At 70.9% G+C, this 17,086-nt stretch carries 14 protein-coding genes; 10 read left to right on the plus strand and 4 right to left on the minus strand.

Annotated features, from left to right (window positions below; all coding sequences use genetic code 11):
* Together ACIHFD_RS34630 and ACIHFD_RS34635 are read right to left on the minus strand one after the other, a co-directional pair.
* Positions 1–3,135 carry a type 2 lanthipeptide synthetase LanM family protein gene (locus tag ACIHFD_RS34630; RefSeq protein WP_397370519.1) on the minus strand — a complete coding sequence of 1,045 codons (3,135 nt, stop codon included), beginning with the start codon at positions 3,133–3,135 and terminating at the stop codon, positions 1–3.
* On the minus strand, positions 3,128–3,277 hold the full coding sequence (locus tag ACIHFD_RS34635) for a hypothetical protein (RefSeq protein ID WP_397370520.1): 150 nt from the start codon (positions 3,275–3,277) through the stop codon (positions 3,128–3,130). The genes ACIHFD_RS34630 and ACIHFD_RS34635 overlap by 8 nt, the downstream gene beginning before the upstream one ends.
* 255 nt (positions 3,278–3,532) lie before the next feature.
* Here ACIHFD_RS34635 and ACIHFD_RS34640 point away from each other — a divergent pair, with 255 nt between their 5' ends.
* The 6 genes from ACIHFD_RS34640 to ACIHFD_RS34665 all read left to right on the plus strand — a co-directional run bounded on the left by ACIHFD_RS34640 (position 3,533) and on the right by ACIHFD_RS34665 (position 12,226).
* Positions 3,533–4,600 (plus strand): LacI family DNA-binding transcriptional regulator, encoded by a 1,068-nt coding sequence (locus ACIHFD_RS34640; RefSeq protein WP_397370521.1) that lies wholly within the window; start codon positions 3,533–3,535, stop codon positions 4,598–4,600.
* A gap of 90 nt (positions 4,601–4,690) precedes the next feature.
* A complete protein-coding gene (locus ACIHFD_RS34645; RefSeq protein ID WP_397370522.1) occupies positions 4,691–6,070 on the plus strand; it encodes an ABC transporter substrate-binding protein in 1,380 nt (459 codons plus the stop codon).
* 70 nt (positions 6,071–6,140) lie between these two features.
* Complete coding sequence (locus tag ACIHFD_RS34650) at positions 6,141–7,064, plus strand: carbohydrate ABC transporter permease (protein ID WP_397370544.1); 924 nt, start codon at positions 6,141–6,143, stop codon at positions 7,062–7,064.
* The gene (locus ACIHFD_RS34655; RefSeq protein WP_397370523.1) at positions 7,061–7,933 is read left to right on the plus strand and encodes a carbohydrate ABC transporter permease; all 873 of its coding nucleotides are present in this window, start codon (positions 7,061–7,063) and stop codon (positions 7,931–7,933) included. The genes ACIHFD_RS34650 and ACIHFD_RS34655 overlap by 4 nt, the downstream gene beginning before the upstream one ends.
* 32 nt (positions 7,934–7,965) lie before the next feature.
* Positions 7,966–10,089: a beta-galactosidase gene (locus ACIHFD_RS34660; protein WP_397370524.1), complete on the plus strand. Its 2,124-nt coding sequence runs from the start codon at positions 7,966–7,968 to the stop codon at positions 10,087–10,089.
* A 16-nt stretch (positions 10,090–10,105) separates the two neighbouring features.
* Positions 10,106–12,226, plus strand: a complete 2,121-nt coding sequence (locus ACIHFD_RS34665) for an RICIN domain-containing protein (protein WP_397370525.1) — start codon at positions 10,106–10,108, stop codon at positions 12,224–12,226.
* Positions 12,227–12,253: 27 nt separating this feature from the next.
* On the opposite strand, the gene ACIHFD_RS34670 is transcribed toward ACIHFD_RS34665, so the two are convergent.
* Positions 12,254–13,018, minus strand: coding sequence for an SDR family NAD(P)-dependent oxidoreductase (locus ACIHFD_RS34670; protein ID WP_397370526.1), 765 nt, complete (start codon positions 13,016–13,018; stop codon positions 12,254–12,256).
* Between the two features lie 140 nt (positions 13,019–13,158).
* On the opposite strand from ACIHFD_RS34670, the gene ACIHFD_RS34675 reads away from it, so the two are divergent.
* The 4 genes from ACIHFD_RS34675 to ACIHFD_RS34690 all read left to right on the plus strand — a co-directional run bounded on the left by ACIHFD_RS34675 (position 13,159) and on the right by ACIHFD_RS34690 (position 16,754).
* On the plus strand, positions 13,159–13,704 hold the full coding sequence (locus ACIHFD_RS34675; RefSeq protein WP_363975839.1) for a helix-turn-helix domain-containing protein: 546 nt from the start codon (positions 13,159–13,161) through the stop codon (positions 13,702–13,704).
* Positions 13,705–13,815: 111 nt separating this feature from the next.
* Positions 13,816–15,345 (plus strand): AMP-binding protein, encoded by a 1,530-nt coding sequence (locus tag ACIHFD_RS34680; RefSeq protein ID WP_397370527.1) that lies wholly within the window; start codon positions 13,816–13,818, stop codon positions 15,343–15,345.
* Between the two features lie 147 nt (positions 15,346–15,492).
* The gene (locus ACIHFD_RS34685; protein ID WP_397370528.1) at positions 15,493–16,185 is read left to right on the plus strand and encodes a hypothetical protein; all 693 of its coding nucleotides are present in this window, start codon (positions 15,493–15,495) and stop codon (positions 16,183–16,185) included.
* Positions 16,185–16,754, plus strand: a complete 570-nt coding sequence (locus tag ACIHFD_RS34690) for a helix-turn-helix domain-containing protein (RefSeq protein ID WP_397370545.1) — start codon at positions 16,185–16,187, stop codon at positions 16,752–16,754. Before ACIHFD_RS34685 ends, ACIHFD_RS34690 begins: the two co-directional genes overlap by 1 nt.
* A 117-nt stretch (positions 16,755–16,871) precedes the next feature.
* Here the strand turns inward: ACIHFD_RS34690 and ACIHFD_RS34695 are convergent, their stop codons facing one another.
* Positions 16,872–17,021: a LysR family transcriptional regulator gene (locus tag ACIHFD_RS34695; RefSeq protein WP_397370529.1), complete on the minus strand. Its 150-nt coding sequence runs from the start codon at positions 17,019–17,021 to the stop codon at positions 16,872–16,874.
* Positions 17,022–17,086: the final 65 nt, after the last annotated feature.

The following is a 17,086-nucleotide window of genomic DNA, read 5'->3' on the forward strand; positions in this document are numbered from 1 at the left end:
TCACCTCGGGCGCTCCAGGGCGATCACGGCGGGAACGCGGTCCGGGCCGGCGGCGCGGAGCATGCCGTACCCGATACCGGCGAGCCCGGTCATCAGGCCCGGCACCTGGACCCCGCTCACCGTGCCGCACGCCCACTCCTGCCGGGCAGCGGAGGCGTGCGCCAGACCGGCGGCTTCCGCGCGCAGCTCAGGATCGTTCCTGAGCTGCGCCGTCTGCAGGAGCAGTTCGAGGTTGCCGAAGTCGCCGTGGCACAGGCACTGGCTGCGCCCGAAGCCGTGCGCCCTGGTGAGCGTCAGGGCCGCGTCGACCTCGGCCCGCGCGAGTGACGCCGGCAGCCATCGGGAGGCCAGCACCCGGCTGAGACCGATGCCCATCGCGCCGTAGCACCAGAACGTGGTGGGCGGCGCGTCGGCGGGAAGGTCGATCGCGGAATGGTCGCGCAGCTCCGTGAAGGTGCCCGTGCCGGGGTCGAAGCTCTCCTGCTCGTGGCGGATGGCCTCGACGCCCGCGCGTACGTAGGCGTCCTCCGCGAGCAGCTCGCCCGCCAGCCCCAGCGCCCACCCCATGCCGCCCGTTCCGTGGGAGAAGCCCGAGATAGGGCGGTCCGCGTGGCCTCGAAGGGAATCGGAGAACCAGCTCGGTCCGGTACGGCTGTTCAACAGGTGCCGGGCCGCCTTGTCCATGACCTCCAGCACGCGCCGATCCCCGGTCAGGGAGTGCAGGCTGGGCAGACAGGCGAGCACGCCCGCGCAGCCCCCGACGATGTCGTACTCGCGGTCGGCCTCGATCGCGGCGCTCAGCGGATCGAGCAGGCTCGTCGCACGGCCGAGCAGGCGGTCGTCCCGCCACAGGGCGGCGAGGTGGCTGAGGGCGTACACGAAGCCGCCGTACCCGATCATCCCGAGATCCCGGCCCAGCAGGCCGCGCCCGACCTGCTCCAGGGCGGTCTCCAGGGCGGCGCGCGCCAGCCCGGTGTGCCGGTCGTCGCCGCTCAGCGCGCCGAGGTGGGCCAGGAACAGGGAGATGCCGCTCAGCCCGTGGAACAGATCGGGCCGCAACCTCCCGAGCGACCACTGGCCGTCCGTGGTGGCGTTGACCCCGAACCACTGCGCGCCTCCCTCCGCCGTGATCGCGAGCTCGTGGAGGTGTTCGCCGATGCGTACGGCGGCGGCCACGAGGGCGTCAGGCTCTCCCGTGACCGGTTCGAGCCGGTAGGACGGCATGACCTGGAGGCTGTGATCGTTCGCGGCGGCCAGGCCGATGGTGCCGTGCACCAGCCAGCGCTGCCTGGCGTAGTCCTCGGGCCCGAACGTGCGCAGGCGTTCGAGCACCGCGTCCATCGCGGGCCGCACCGAGATTCCGGGCACCGGCTCGTCGCCGCTGCCCAGCAGCGCGTCGCCGTCGGTGATGGCGCTGAAGTACGGCACGTCGTTGTTCCAGAGGTCGCGGCGCTCGGCGGCGATGCACGGGTCGAGCGCGGGCAGGTACGGCGACTCCCGCCACAGAGCGTCGAAGTGCCGGTCACGGTCTGCGCCGTCGCCCAGCAGCGTCGGGTGGAAGGCGGTGCGCAGGATGGCCTCGTACAGGATGGTCGGACGGACGATCACCCTGACCCGGTCGCCTCGGAACATCTCCAGCACGCCTGCGAGCGCCTCCCGCTCGCGTTCGCAGATCCGGTACGCCTCGGTGAACCCGTCGAGCACGTCCTCGCGGAACTCGTTCAGGTCGAGCGGGACGTCCGGCGCGACGGGCCGGTGGCCGGGCGCCTCCATCGGCTTGTGCGCCAGCTCGATGCGCATGGTGTCCTTGCCCAGGTCCACCAGGAACGGAACGGGCATCGGGGTGTTCAGGTTCGTGGGGTGGCCCATGCCGGACACGTCGACCAGCGTGCCGTCCTCGGCCGTCCAGGCCGGTTGCGGCAGCAGTCCGACGGCCAGCACGGACCCGAGGGTGAGGCGGCCCATGGCGTGCTCGACCGCCGTCACCCTCGTGTCGCGCAGCGGCAGCTCAGGGGCCAGCAGCGACTCCAGGTCCACCAGCACGGGCTGGTCGCCCGCGGCGATCAGGTTCTCCGCGTGGAAGTCGGTGGCCCGCAGCAGGTGCAGCAGTGCGAGCAGGAAGCCCTGCCGGTGGTAGAAATCGCGCAGCGCCTCGCGGCTCGCGCACGGCTCCGGCCGCACGTACTCCACCCAGCCGTACTCCCCGCGGTCCAGCACCTCGAGGGTCCGCAGCGGACGGCTCGCGCCGTGCTCATTGAACCAGCGGACCAGCCGCTGGAAGTGCACGTCCACTGAGAGCGGCCGCGGCTTGTACATGATCTGAAGACCGTCGTGGAAGCGCAGCCTGCACACGCTGAACCCGCCCCTGTGCCGGTCACCGAGGCCGCTGTGCAGCTCGGCCGGCGGGCTCGTCACCCCGAGGGCGTCCGCGTCGGCCACCAGCCGCTCGGCCAGCAGCGCGCTGGTGCGCACCCAGTTCCGCACGGCGACGGCGAGCTGGCGGACGAGCACCGGATACCTCTCCAGCAACCGCGCCCGCCCCTCGGCCTGCTCGTAGCCGGCCAGGAAACGGCGGAACCGCTCCTCGCTGCCGCCCTCTCCCAGCACGCCCGCGTCGCGCGCCTCCCGCAGCTCCACCACGGCGGTACGCGCCACGAGGCGATGGAGAAGCTCCGTCAGCGGCCCGTACGCCTGCTCCAGGAACACCCCGTCCTCGAACAGCGCGCCGCCGAGCCCGTCGAGCCGTGCGCGCAGCAGCTCGCGGCCGTGCCGCGGCAGCGGGGCCACCAGCGTCGAGAGCAGGTTGATCCGGGTCAGTTCCCAGTCCGCGCCCGGGCCGCCGTGCAGGAGGAAGCCGCTGTCGTGGACGATGTCCATCCACTCCGGCTGCTCACCGGTGCCGGCGGGGCCCGCCAGCAGGGTGAGCAGGCGGTCCTCGTCCAGGCCGTCGGCCGCCAGCCGCCGCTGCCAGAGCCCGGGCGTGTCGAACGGCTTGGCGGAGCGCCATCCGGCCAGCCGTTGCCTGGCGTCCTCGCCCGGCGGGCCGGGGGAGGGGGCCCGGAGGCGTTCGGCCAGCGGAGCCGCACGTAAAGGGGCGGGTACGCCCGCGAGGGCGTACCCGGAAGGATCAGGCACAGCAGGACACCGTTCCGGAGCAGATCCGCGTGACCGCGCTGATGGTGGCGCTGGCACGGTCCTCGCCAAGCGTGTTCACCTTGAACGCCTGGTCCAGCTCCAGAGCGGGGTCGCCGGCGAATCCGGCATACGACTGGTTCATGACTACCTCCCGATATCTCTCCGTGGGGTCGACCGCCCTCGCCGCGCGCGTGGGACGGCGCCGCCGTTTACCTCTGCCACGAAACCAGCCGCACCTGTCGGGAGGCTGTCGGCTGCCTGTCGTGGGTTACGGATGTGTTGCGGACTCTTGACGTGTGTCTCCCGGCCTGCGTAGATATGACTGCGCAGACATGACTGCGCAGTCACATGATTGACCTCGACAGACATGAGGTCGGCTGCCGTCGGGAGAGTGACCATGACACGAGAGGTGAGGCGGGGCGGAAACGCTCCCATGCCGCGGGCCGTGGACGTGGCACGCCTGGCGGGCGTCTCGCAGAAGACCGTGTCGAGGGTCCTCAACAACGAGCAGTACGTCTCGGCCGAGGTGCGCGGGCGCGTCCTCGCCGCCGCCGAGGAGCTCGGCTACCGGCTCAACAACGCGGCTCGCGCGCTCGCCTCCGGGCGGAGCCGTTCCATCGGAGTGGTGACGCTCGGGACGGCCCTGTACGGTCCCGCCTCGCTGCTCATGGGCATCGAGCGGGCCGTCCGGGACACGGGTTACGCGCTCCGCGTGGTCAACACCATGGAGGGCGACCCGTCGGGCATCGCCGGCGCCGTGGAATCCCTGCTGGAGCAGGGCGTGGACGGCATCGTCATCTCCGAGCCGATAGACGAGGGAGCGGAGCTCGTCCGCGCCGACGTGCCCGTCCTCGTCTACGGCACTCCGCTGCCCTTCTCCGCCCCACGCGTGGTGACTGCGGGCGTCGGCTCCGGCGAGCTGGCCCACGCGGCCACCGAGCATCTACTGGATCTGGGGCACGCGACCGTCCACCACGTCGCCGGTCCGCAGCGCTGGTATGCCGCAAGGGAGCGGCTCGCGGCGTGGCGTGCCGCGCTGGCGGCCCGCGGCCTCGGCGAACCGCCGGTCGTCGAGGGCGACTGGTCGGCCGCGTCGGGATACGCGGCAGGCCGCCGGCTGGCCTCCGACGGCGACGTGACCGCCGTGTTCGCCGCGAACGACGACATGGCCATCGGCGTGATCCGCGCGCTGACGGAGGCCGGGCGCCGGGTGCCGGACGACGTCAGCGTCGTCGGTTTCGACGACATCCCCGTCGCCGCGTACGTGACCCCTCCGCTCACCACGGTGCGCCAGCCGTTCGACGCCGTGGCGACGGGGGGACTGCGGCTCCTCGTCCACGCCATCGAACGGCCGCACGAAGACCTTCCATCGGCGGCCGACCACCCGGTCGAGCTCGTCGTCCGCGCCTCGACCGCGCCCCCGCCCCGGAGGACCCCGGGACGCGGGCGCGCGACCTCTCGCTGATCAGCGTCGATCGGCGTCCAGCCAGACCGTCACGGCCACCCGAGTGTCACCGGGCGTGCCGATCATCTTGCTCATTGACGGGAGTTCTCCATGCCCCCATCTGCTCACCCCCCGATCAGCCGCCGGCTCGTTCTCGCCACGGCCGGAGCGATGTCGCTGTCCGTGGCGCTGGCCGCGTGCGGCGGCGGCACCGCTTCGCCGGCCCCCTCCGCCGCCGCGGCCGTGAGCCAGGCCGAGATCGACAAGGCGATGTCCACCCCGACCGAGCTGACGTTCTGGACCTGGGTCCCGGACATCCAGCAGGAGGTCGCCCTCTTCGAGCGGAAGTATCCGGCGATCAAGGTGAAGGTCGTCAACGCCGGCCAGGGCGTGCCGCAGTACACCAAGCTGCGCACGGCCCTCAAAGCGGGCACCGGCGCTCCTGACGTCGTGCAGATCGAGTACCAGTACATCCCGACGTTCACGATCACCGACAGCCTGCTGGACCTGCGGCCCTACGGAGCCTCGGCGCTGAAGGACACGTTCGTCGACTGGACGTGGGGGCAGGTCGGCGGCGCGGGCGGGGAGGTCTGGGCGATCCCGCAGGACACCGGCCCGATGGGCATGCTGTACCGGAAGGACATCTTCGACAAGCACGGCATCCAGCTGCCGAAGACCTGGGACGAGTTCGCCGCCGCGGCGCGCAAGCTCCACGCGGCCGACCCGGACGTCTACCTGACCGACCTCGCCTCGAACGAGGCCGCCGCCTGGCACGGCCTGCTCTGGCAGGCAGGGGCGAAGCCTTACGTTAACGCTAACAAGAGCGACATCTCCGTGAAGGTCAACGACGAGACCTCCAAGAAGCTCGCCACGTACTGGGGCGGGCTCGCGAAGGAGGGCGTCATCGGCGTCGAGCCGGACTTCACCGACGCCTGGTACTCCGCGCTCAACAAAGGCAAGTACGCCACCTGGATCACCGCCGCCTGGGGACCGGTCTTCCTGTCCGGCGCGGCCAAGTCGACCGCCGGGAAGTGGCGGGCGGCTCCGCTGCCGCAATGGGACCCGGCCAAGCCGGTCTCCGGGAACTGGGGTGGCTCGACCAGCGCGGTCACCAGGACGACCAAGAACCCGATCGCGGCCGCGATGTTCGCCCAGTTCCTCAACAGCGACCCCGAGAGCGCCAAGCTGTTCGCCACCAAGCAGTTCTTCTTCCCGGCGACGAAGGCGCTTCTCGCCGACCAGGGCTACGTCGGCGAGAAGCCCGCCTTCTACGGCGGCCAGCAGGTCAACCAGGTGTTCGCCGACATCAGCGGCACGGTCAACCTCTCCTTCCAGTGGCCGCCGTTCCTCGACCGGGTGGTGACGGACTGGACCGAGACCGTCGGCAAGTCCCTCGCCGGCAAGACCGACACCGCCGCCGCGCTCGACCAGTGGCAGACGCGGATCACCACGTTCGCCAGGAGCCAGGGCTTCACCGTCAAGGACCAGTGACCGCCGCCGGGCCCCGCACCCCGGGTGCGGGACCCGGCACCACCGCAGAAAGGGGCCGACCGTGACCGCCATGACCACGGCCTCCCGAGAGCACCCGCACCGGGCGGCGGCGACACGTCGCCGACGCGGCCGGAAACCTTCGGCGGGGCCGCTGTTCGTCGCCCCGTTCCTGGCGCTGTTCGTGCTGCTCTTCCTCGCTCCGCTCGGCTACGCCGCCTACCTCAGCCTGTTCCAGGACCGGCTCATCGGCGGGGCGACGTTCGTCGGGCCGGCCAACTACGTGACCGCCGTCCAGGATCCGCTCCTCATCCAGGGGGTCGTCCGCGTCGCGGCGTTCTTCGTGATCCAGGTCCCCGTGATGCTGCTGCTCGCACTGCTGTTCGCGCTCGCGCTCGACAGCGGACTGCTGCGGCTCGCGCGGGTGGTGCGGCTGGGGATCTTCGTCCCGTACGCCGTCCCGAGCGTCGTCGCCTCGCTCATGTGGGGCTACCTCTACGGGCCGGACTACGGCCCCTTCGCCCAGCTGAGCAAGGCGCTGAACCTGCCGGCGCCGCCCTTCCTGAGCGACGGCTGGCTGCTCGGGAGCCTGGCGAACATCGTGACCTGGGAGTTCGTGGGCTACAACATGATCCTGCTGTACGCCGCCCTGCGGGCCATCCCCCAGGAGCTCTATGAGGCGGCCGCGATGGACGGGGCCGGCGCCTGGCGGATCGCCTGGAGCGTCAAGCTGCCGGCGCTGCGGCCCGCGCTCCTGCTGGCCCTGGTGTTCTCCGTGATCGGCAGCTTCCAGCTGTTCAACGAGCCGAACCTGCTGCAGCGCCTGGCCCCGGACGTCATCGACAGCGCCTACACCGCCAACCTCTACGCCTACTCCCTCGCCTTCACCAGCCAGCAGATCAACTACGCGGCGGCAGTGTCCTTCCTCCTCGGGGTGGTCATCGTGATCGTCTCCTACGCCGTCCTGCTCACCGCCAACCGCGGGAGGAAGTCATGACCGCACCGGGCAGAGCCCGCCGGCGGCACAGCACGCCGCTGACGATCGCCATGCTGGCCGCGCTGGCGTACTTTCTCCTGCCGCTGTTCTGGCTGGTCGTCGCGGCCACCAAGAGCACCCAGGATCTGTTCACGACGTTCGGGCTGTGGTTCTCGCGTGCCCCGCAGTTGCCGGCCAACATCGGGGCGACCTTCGGCCACGACGACGGGGTCTTCGGGCACTGGCTGCTCAACACGATCGGGTACGCCGTCGTCAGCGCCCTCGGTGCCGCGCTCCTGGCGGCGGCCGGCGGGTACGGGTTCGCCAAGTTCCGCTTCCGCGGCGACCGGGCCGCCTTCAACCTGGTGCTCGGCGCCATCATGGTGCCGACCACCGCGCTGGCCATCCCGACGTACCTGCTCTTCGCGAAGGTGGAGCTGGTCAACACCCCCTGGGCCGTCATCCTGCCCTCGCTCGTCAGCCCCTTCGGCCTCTACCTCATGCGCATCTACACACAGGACGCCGTCCCGGACAGCCTCCTGGAGGCCGCCCGCATCGACGGCGCCGGCGAGGCCAGGATCTTCTTCCGGATCGCCATGCGACTGCTGGCGCCGGGCCTGGTGACGGTCGTGCTCTTCACGCTCGTCACGACCTGGAACAACTATTTCCTCCCGCTCATCATGCTCAACGACCCGAACCTGTACCCGATCACGGTCGGCCTCGCCTCCTGGGCGTCCCGGGCCGTCGGAGGCGGAGCCGGGGCCGACAGCGACATGCTCGCCCTCGTCGTGACCGGGTCCCTGCTCTCGGTCGTCCCGCTCGTCGCGGCGTTCCTGCTGCTGCAGCGGTACTGGCAGAGCGGTCTGACGACCGGCGGCGTCAAGCAGTGACCCGTCCGTCCACTCCCTCGGAGGTTTCCCCCATGGCGGTTCTGCCGGCCCATGTCCTGTTCGGCGCTGCCTACTACCACGAGTACCAGCCGTCCCCGGAACGGCTGAAGATCGACCTCGACCTGATGGCCGACGCCCACTTCAACGTCATCCGGGTCGGCGAGTCGGTCTGGTCGACCTGGGAGCCGGACAACGGCCGGTTCGACCTCGACTGGCTGGAGCCGGTGCTCGACGGCGCCCATGAGCGCGGGATCTCGGTGATCCTCGGGACACCCACGTACGCGGTCCCGCCCTGGCTGGTCCGGCTCTACCCGGAGATCACGGGGGAGCACGCCACCGGGCGGCGCATCGGCTGGGGCGCCCGCCAGGAGGTCGACTTCACCCACCCCGGCTTCCGGTTCCACGCCGAGCGGGTGATCCGCAAGGTCGTCGGCCGGTACGCCGATCACCCGGCGGTCATCGGCTTCCAGGTGGACAACGAGCCGGGCCTGCACCTGCTGCACAACCACGGCGTCTTCCAGCGCTTCGTCGACCACCTGCGCGACCGCTACCGCGACGTCGAGACCCTCAACCGGGAGTGGGGCCTGGTCTACTGGTCGCACCGCCTGTCGGCGTGGGCCGACCTGTGGACGCCGGACGGCAATCTCCAGCCGCAGTACGACCTCGCCTGGCGGGAGTTCCAGGCCCGCCAGGTGACGGAGTTCATCGGCTGGCAGGCCGATCTCGTCCGCGAGTACGCCAGCCCCGATCAGTTCGTCACGACATGCATCTCCTACACCCGGCCCGGGGTGGAGGACGACGAGCTGACCGACCGCCTCGACGTCGCCGCGGGCAACCCTTACTACTACATGCAGGACGCCCTGGCACTTCCCGACCGAACCCCCGACGAGGTCGAGCAGGGCTGGGCGACCACCGGGGTGTGGTCGATGTACCAGACCGCGGACCGGATGTTCTCCTCCCGCCAGGAGCCGTTCCTGGTCACCGAGACCAACGCCATGCACATCGGCACGCCGTGGGACAACCGGCCCGCGTACGACGGCCAGTGGCGGCAGGCGGCATGGGCGCACGTCGCGCGCGGTGCCCGGATGATCGAGTACTGGCAGTGGCACACGCTGAACTTCGGCTTCGAGACCTACTGGGGCGGGGTCCTGCCGCACAGCAACCGGCCCGGCCGCACGTACGCCGAGCTCGCCCGCCTCGGGGCGGAGCTGAAAGCCGCCGGCCCGCTGGTCGCGGGGCTGGAGCCGGACGCCGACCTCACGATGGTCTACTCGATGCCGAGCAAGTGGCTCATGCAGAAGCACCCGCCGCTGCCGGCCCCCGACGGCGGCCCGGACGCCGCCGCCTACCACCGGATCTTCGACCCCTTCTACCGGGGCGCCTTCGACGCCGGCCGCCAGGTGCGGATCGTCCACGCCCGGCAGCTGTACGACCCCCGTGGCGAGCGGTCCGGGACGACGCCCGAGGAGGCCGCGCGCCGTCACCCGGTCCTCGTCGTCCCGGCGCTGTACGTCGCCGACGACGCCACGCTCGACTGGCTCGCGGCCTACGCCCACGCGGGCGGCCACCTGGTCCTCGGCCCGCGCACCGCGTACGCCGACCACGAGGCCCGGGCGCGGCGGGAGCCCGCACCCGCACGGCTCGTCGAGGCGGCGGGCGTCCGCTACGACGAGTTCAGCAACCTGACGCGCGACCTCCCGGTGCGCGCCGTGCCCGGCGGCCTCCTCGACCTGCCCGCGAACGCGACGGCCACCCGCTGGGCCGACGGCCTCACCGTCGCCGGCGCCGAGGTGCTGGCCACCTATGTCCACCCGCACTTCGGCCGCTGGCCGGCGATCACCACCCGACGCCACGGGGCGGGTCGCGTCACCTACGTCGGCACGGTGCCCGGACGCGACCTCGCCCGCGCGCTCGCGGCGTGGCTGGCGCCGTCCCCGTCCGGCGGATGGCGGGACCTCCCGGCCTCCGTCACCGCGACCACCGGGACGTCCCCGGACGGGCGCCGTGTCCACGTCGTGCACAACTGGAGCTGGGAGCCCGCCCGCGTCGAGGTGCCGGTGGAGCTGTCCGACGCCGTGGACGGCGGCTCCGTCCCCGCCGGCACGTCACTGGAGCTCGACCCCTGGGACGTGCGGGTGCTCGTCTCCGTCTCATGAAGGAAGGACTACGCACGTGAAACCCCTGAGCAAGGCGCTGGTCACCCTCGTCGCGGCAGCCGCGACCCTGGTGGTTCCGGCGACCGGCGCGCACGCCTACAACCCGACGGGCGGGATCCTGTACCAGCTCGGAAACGAGCCGTGCCTGAAGGGCCGGGGCAACTGCGCGATCTACCCGAAGTCCGCGCAGTTAGCGAGTGGACGGCTCGTCGCGTCGTTCGAGAAGGCCACCGTCGTGCCGGAGACGGGAAGCGCCGACAAGGAGACGCTCCCGATCTACAAGAGCGACGACCACGGGACGACCTGGCAGCCGCTGTCCGAGGTCAAGGCTCCGGCGTACCTCTCCCGCGATCCCCGGTACGCGAAGTACACGAGCAACTGGACCAACCCGTACCTGTACGCGCTTCCGCAGGACGTCGGGAAGCTGCGCGCGGGCACGCTGCTGCTGGCGAGCGTCGTGTCGGGCGACGACCACTACTACCGCGAGCACAAGGCGGCCGACCCGAACTGGACGCCGTCCAACGACGGAGACCGCAGTGACCTGGCGATCGCCCTGTTCGCGAGCATCGACGAAGGCGTGACGTGGGACGTCGTCAACGTCGTCGCGACCGGCGGTTGGCAGGGCGGCAGCGCGGGCGCGATCGGCCGGAACGTCGCCGGCGCGAACACGTACAAGCAGGTCGATCCCCTCTGGGAGCCGTACCTGATGGTCCACGAGGGCAAGCTCGTCTGCTACTACTCCGACGAGAACGACTACCTCGGCTTCGACCCGGTCACCGGCGTCGCGACCGTGGACCCCGCGAACGGCACCGCCCCGGACTCGCACGGCCAGATCCTCGTCCACAAGACCTGGAACGGCCGCGGCAAGGAGTGGAGCGCCCCCGTCGTCGACGTCGCCGGGCTGACCCAGGACATGGGCGGCGGCAAGACGCAGATCGGAGGCGGGCGGCCGGGCATGACGAACGTTGTCCCGACGACCGACGGCAAGTGGCTGCTCACCTTCGAGTACTGGGGCGGCGGGACCAACACCAGGTACACGGTCTCCGGCAGCCCGTTGACCTTCCACCGCGGCTCCCCGGCAGGCGAGGCCGTCACCTCGCTGCCGGTCGACGCCGGTTCGCGCCCGCTCGCGACCGGCGGCAGCCCGGTCGTCATCAGGCTCCCCGACGGACGCCTGGTGTACAACGCCAGCGGCAGCGGCGACGTCTGGGTCAACGAGAGCGGACGCGGCGACGGCGTGTGGAAGGAGTATCAGACGCCCCTGGGGTCCGGTTACAGCCGCAACCTGCAGTACGTCGAAGGCACCGGCCGCGTCGCGATCCTGCGCAACCAGGGCGTCTCGACGATCGCGTACGCCGAGGTGGACCTCGGCCACTCCGACGGCGCCTACTACCAGCTGGTCAACCGGAAGACCGGCCAGGTGATCGGCACCGGGGGCAGGACCAACGACGCGAACATCGGCAACGGCGACGTTCCCGACGTCGTCCTGGAGGACCGCGGATCGGCGGTGAACAAGGACACCCAGTACTGGCACGTACGGACCGAGCCGCAGGGCGGCGTGACCCTGCTGAACGAGTCGGGCGGCCGCGCGGCCGCCATCTGGACGGGGAACGCGACGGCCGGGCAGCGGATCGGCCAGTGGGTCGACGACAGCCCCAAGGGCAGCTGGAACCTCGTCGACGCCGGCGGCGGCTTCTACCGGCTCCAGGCGGTCAAGAACCCGGACCTTTACCTGACCGGCGCGGCCCCTGGGGCCCCGCTGACCTTGCAGAACGCGGCCGGGGACGGCTCGCAGGAGTGGCGGCTCGCCCAGCGGGCTCCGGCCCTCGACGACCTGACGCGCGACCGGCGGTCCCCGCGGCTGATCAGGGCGAACGGCGTCGGCGAGCGGGCGACGGTGCCGCTGGACGCCACGGCGTCGGATCCCGCGGGCACGGCCCTGCACGCGAACACGACGGGTCACGGCTACGCGTTCACGGCCGACGGGAGGGTCACGGACCTCGGCCTGGTCTCCTTCGGCCAGGCCCAGCAGGGCAGCATCGCCCTTCCGGAGGCGATCAAGGCGGGGACGAAGCTCAAGCTCGCCGTGGTCTTCGATGACACGCCGCTGATGTGGGATTCGGCCACCGCACGTTGATCGGAGGCGAGGAGTGGGCCGTGCCGGTCAGGCGCGCATGTTCGCGCCGCCGTCGATGGCCCACACCTGGCCGTTGATCCATTCGGCGTCGTCGGACAGCAGGAAGGCCACGACCGCGGCCAGGTCGCTCGGACGGCCCAGCCGAGTGGTGGGGACGTGCTCCAGGAACATCTTCTGGAGCTGGACGTCGTTCTGCGCCGCCTGCGTCTCGCCCATGACCAGGCCGGGCATCACTCCGTTGCAGCGCACGCCCTCGGGGCCGAAGCGACCGGCGATGTGCCGGGTCAGCGCGTTGACCGCCGACTTCGAGGCCCCGTAGGCGGGGCGCTTGCGGTCGCTGGCGCTGACCGCGGCGCCGGAGGAGCAGTTGACGATGCCGCCGCCGCCGTTGGCCAGCAGGTGCGGCAGGACGGCGCGAGCGGTGCGGACATAACCCAGGACGTTGACGTCCAGAGTCCGCTCCCACACGTCCAGGTCGGTGTCGAGCAGCGACCTGTCACGCCCGAGGGTGCCCGGCGACAGGTCCGCGCCGACGTTGAACAGGCCGTGCACGGCGCCGAACTCCTCGATGGTCCTGGCGACCATCGCGTTGACGGAGTCCTCGTCGGCGAGGTCGAAGCGCACCGCGATCGCCGGACCGCCGGCCTCGGTGATCTTGGCGGTGGTGGCCTGCGCGCCGGAGAGGTTGATGTCGCCGACGACGACATTGGCGCCTTCCTCGGCGAGCCTGATCGCGGTCGCCGCGCCGATGCCGGTCGCCCCGCCGGCCACGATGATCGCCTTGTCGTTCAAACCGCGCATTGTCCGCTCCGATCGGCTGGGGCGATCCCATGGCCGCCCAAACCGTACACGTGTGTACGTTTCTGTCGCCGCTAAACGTACAATCCTGTACGGTTCGTGGCAAGTTAGGGTTGGACCGTGCAGGAAAGCGGGTGCCAGTGACACGGAAGGACGCCGTCCGCAACCGGGACCGGCTGCTCGCCGCGGCGCGGCGGATGTTCGCCGAACACGGCCACGACGTCGCGCTGGAGGAGATCGCCCGGGTCGCCGGGGTGAGCCGCACCACGATCTACCGGAACTTCGCCACCCGCGAGGAGCTCGCGGCCACGGTCTTCGCCGACAACGTCGCCCAGATCGAGCACCATGCGGCCGGACTGCGGGGACGACCGGACGGCGCGGTCACGTTGTTCGACTTCGTCCTGGACATGCAGCTGGACAACCGCGGCCTCGCCCAGGTCCTGTCCAGCGCCGACCTGCAGTGGTTCATCGAACATGCCCGCCGCATCGCGGCCTGCTTCGAGCCTCTCCTCGACGCCGGCCGCGCGGCCGGCATCGTCCACCCCGTCGTCGACGTCGACGACCTGATGCTCGCCATCTCCATGGGGGAGAGCGCCGTGGCCACCAACGACGCCGCCCAGCGCGACAACCGTCACAAACGCGTACGAGAGATGCTGCACCGAGCCCTCTTCACCCGCTGACCCCGACACCTTCGGCGTGGACTGGCAGATCTCTTGTACTTCGGAGAGCATGACGGAGTTTCATACTCAGAGACGAACGGTACGAGAGTCGGGAGAGCGATGCGGGTTCCGATGACGATTGCGGACTTCCTGGACCGGGCCGAGCTGGGGTTCGCGGACAGCCCCGGAGTGATCGACGAGCCCGATCAGCCCGCACCGCCCGTGACGGCGTCCACGTACGGGCGGCTGGGTGAGCGGGTGCGGGCGTGGCAGGCCGGGCTGGACGCACTCGGCACGCGCGAAGGCGACCGGGTGGCGGTGATCAGCCACAACTCCGCCCGCCTGCTGGAGCTGCTGTTCGCGGTGCCGATGAGCGGCCGCGTCTGCGTCCCGGTCAACTTCCGCCTGAAGGCCGACGAGATCGATTACGTGGTACGGCAGAGCGGAGCCTCGGTCGTGCTGGTCGACCCCGAGCTTCGCGAGGTGACCGCGGGGATCGAGACGGACCACCGTTTCGTCCTGGGAGAGCAGACCGAGACGGAGCTGATGCGGTTCGACACGGAGCCGCGTCCCTGGTCGAACCCGGACGAGGACGCCACCGCGACGATCAACTACACCTCCGGGACGACGGCCCGCCCCAAGGGGGTTCAGCTCACCCACCGCAACATCTGGGTGAACGGACTGACCCTCGGCCTGCACACGCGCGCCTGGGAGCGGGACGTCTACCTGCACACGCTGCCGATGTTCCACTGCAACGGCTGGGGCATGCCGTTCGTGACGGCCGGGCTCGGCGTCAAGCAGGTGGTGCTGCGCAAGGTGGACGGAGCGGAGATCCTGCGCCGCGTGGACGAGCACGGCGTGACCCTGATGTGCGGTGCGCCGGCGGTGTGGAGCCTGGTCCTGGACGCCGCGGCCGGCTGGGAGGGGGAGATCCCGGGCCGTGACCGCGTACGGATCGTGTGCGCAGGGGCGCCGCCCCCGAGCCGGTTGATCCAGCGGGTGGAGGAGGAGCTGGGCTGGGAGTTCATCCAGATCTACGGTCTGACGGAGACCTCGCCGCTCCTGACCGTCAACCGCGCCCGGCCGCAGGACGACGACCTGCCGGGCGATCGACGGGCCCGGAGGCTTTCGCGGGCCGGGCTCCCGGCGCTGGGGGTCAGACTGCGGGTCGCCGAGTCCGGGGAGGTGCTGGCGCGGTCGAACGTCGTGTTCGACGGCTACTGGGAGAAGCCTGAGGAGACGGCGAACGCGCTGAACGACGGCTGGTTCCACACCGGCGACGGCGGCGACATCGACGACGCGGACGGGCACCTGACGATCTCCGACCGCAAGAAGGACGTGATCATCACGGGAGGCGAGAACGTGTCCTCGATCGAGGTCGAGGACACCATCTTCAGCCATCCCTCGGTCGCCGAGGTGGCGGTCATCGGAGTGCCGGACGCCAAGTGGGGGGAGACGATCAAGGCGCTGATCGTACGGGCCGAGGGCGCGGCGGTGAGCGAGGCGGAGATCATCACGTACTGCAAGGAACGGATGGCCGGATACAAGGCGCCGACGAGCGTGGAGTTCCGGGACACGATCCCGCGCACGGCGACCGGCAAGATCCAGAAGTTCAAGCTGCGCGAGCCCTACTGGGCCGGGCATGACCGAGGTGTCAACTGACGTCAGGCACGGGCGGCGATTCGCGGCCGTCCAGGAGCCGGGCGAGACAGGCGGTCGCTCGCCGCCGGTAGGCCGCGACCGTCTTGTCCGCACCACCTCCAGGCGTTCGTTATAGTGAACATATCGTTTAGCGATATGGAGAGTGTGATGCAGGTCAGGGCTTATCTCGATGACACCTACGCGGAGCAGGCCGATACCCGGGTGATCGCTGTGGGGCGCCAGGAGGGGCGGCCCTGGGCGGCCGTGGAGCATTGCCTCTTCCATCCGCAGGGTGGTGGTCAGCCCGCTGACCGGGGGTGGCTGGAGGAGGTCGAGGCCGTACCCGTGTGGGATGAGCAGTCCGGGCTGATCGTGGCCGTGCCCGCCTCCGAGGAGGCCGGGTGGCCGGTGTTCGCGGAGGGGCAGCGGGTGCGGGCGCGGATCGATCTGGGGGCACGGATGGCGCACGCGGCCTTGCACACGGCCGGGCATCTGATCGAGGCGGCGGGCCGTGCCCAGGGGTGGGAGCTGGCGGGGAACAACCACTTCCCCGGCCAGGCGCGCATCGAGTTCACCGCCCCGCAGGCTGATCCTCGGCTGGCCGATCCTGAAGGCCGGGAGGAGGTCATTGCCGAGCTGCGGAAGGTCGTGGCGGCGGCCATCGCCGAGGACCTGCCGGTGGCCGCGGAGACGGGAGAGCACGGGCGACGCGTGGTCCGCCTGGACGACCTGCACGCCGCGCCCTGCGGGGGGACCCATGTGCGCAGTCTCGGCGACCTCCACGATGTGGTGCTGCCGGCGCTGAAGGTCAAGCGCGGCCGCATCCGTGTGTCGTATTCCGCCGCTCACGGGCCGCGATGATGGCCGCGGCATCCGGGCGGTCGACGAGCAGCAGCGCCGCGGCGGTGGGAGCGCAGATCCGTCGGCGTCGTGAACAGCGCGGGATGAGCGGCTCCGAGCTGGCGCGGCGTGCGGGCCTGAGCAAGGCGACGCTGTCGCAACTGGAGGCCGGTAAGGGCAATCCGACGATCGAGACGCTCGACGCGCTCGCGATCGCGCTCAGGATCCCGCTGACCGACCTGCTGGCCCGCGACACCGACCCCGGCCCGGTGTTCGTCCCCGGCACCGAGATCGCCGAGGGCGAGGTCGGCCGGGAGCTGCTACGCCGGATCAGCAGCGGCCACAGCCTGGAGATCTGGCGGCTGCGGATGCCCGCCCACACCGATCTGACGGGTGTGCCGCACGCGACCGGCACGGTGGAGCACCTGCTGGTCGCCTCGGGCGGGCTGACCGCGGGACCCGCCGACGCCCCGCGCCTGCTGGGGCCGGGCGATCTGCTCGCCTTCGCCGGAGACGCCCCTCATCTCTACCGCACCGACGCCGAACCGGCGGACGTCACCGTCGTCATCGCCTCGCCCATCGTGGGCTGAAAGCCACCCGGAAGCCAGGCCCGCACCGTGAGCATCGCCGAGCGGCACCTTTCCCTACGCTTCAGGGGGGGCGTGACGCGGAGCCCGGGCCGTGACCGGGTTTAATCAGCGAGGCGGTCAGGTGGTCGCGGAAGCGGCGGGCCGCCTCGGACACGTAGGCCCCTCCCGGCTGATCGAGGGCTGGGCGACGCGGAGCTCCTCGGCCGCCCTGCTGATGTGCTCGTGGCGCGCCACGACCTGGAAGTAGCGCAGCGACAGCAGATCCATTATGCCTCTGTAGCTATGAACCTATGGGAGAAATGGTCTTGGACGGCATATAGCGGCCCTGCCTA

This window comes from Nonomuraea sp. NPDC051941, from assembly GCF_044593615.1.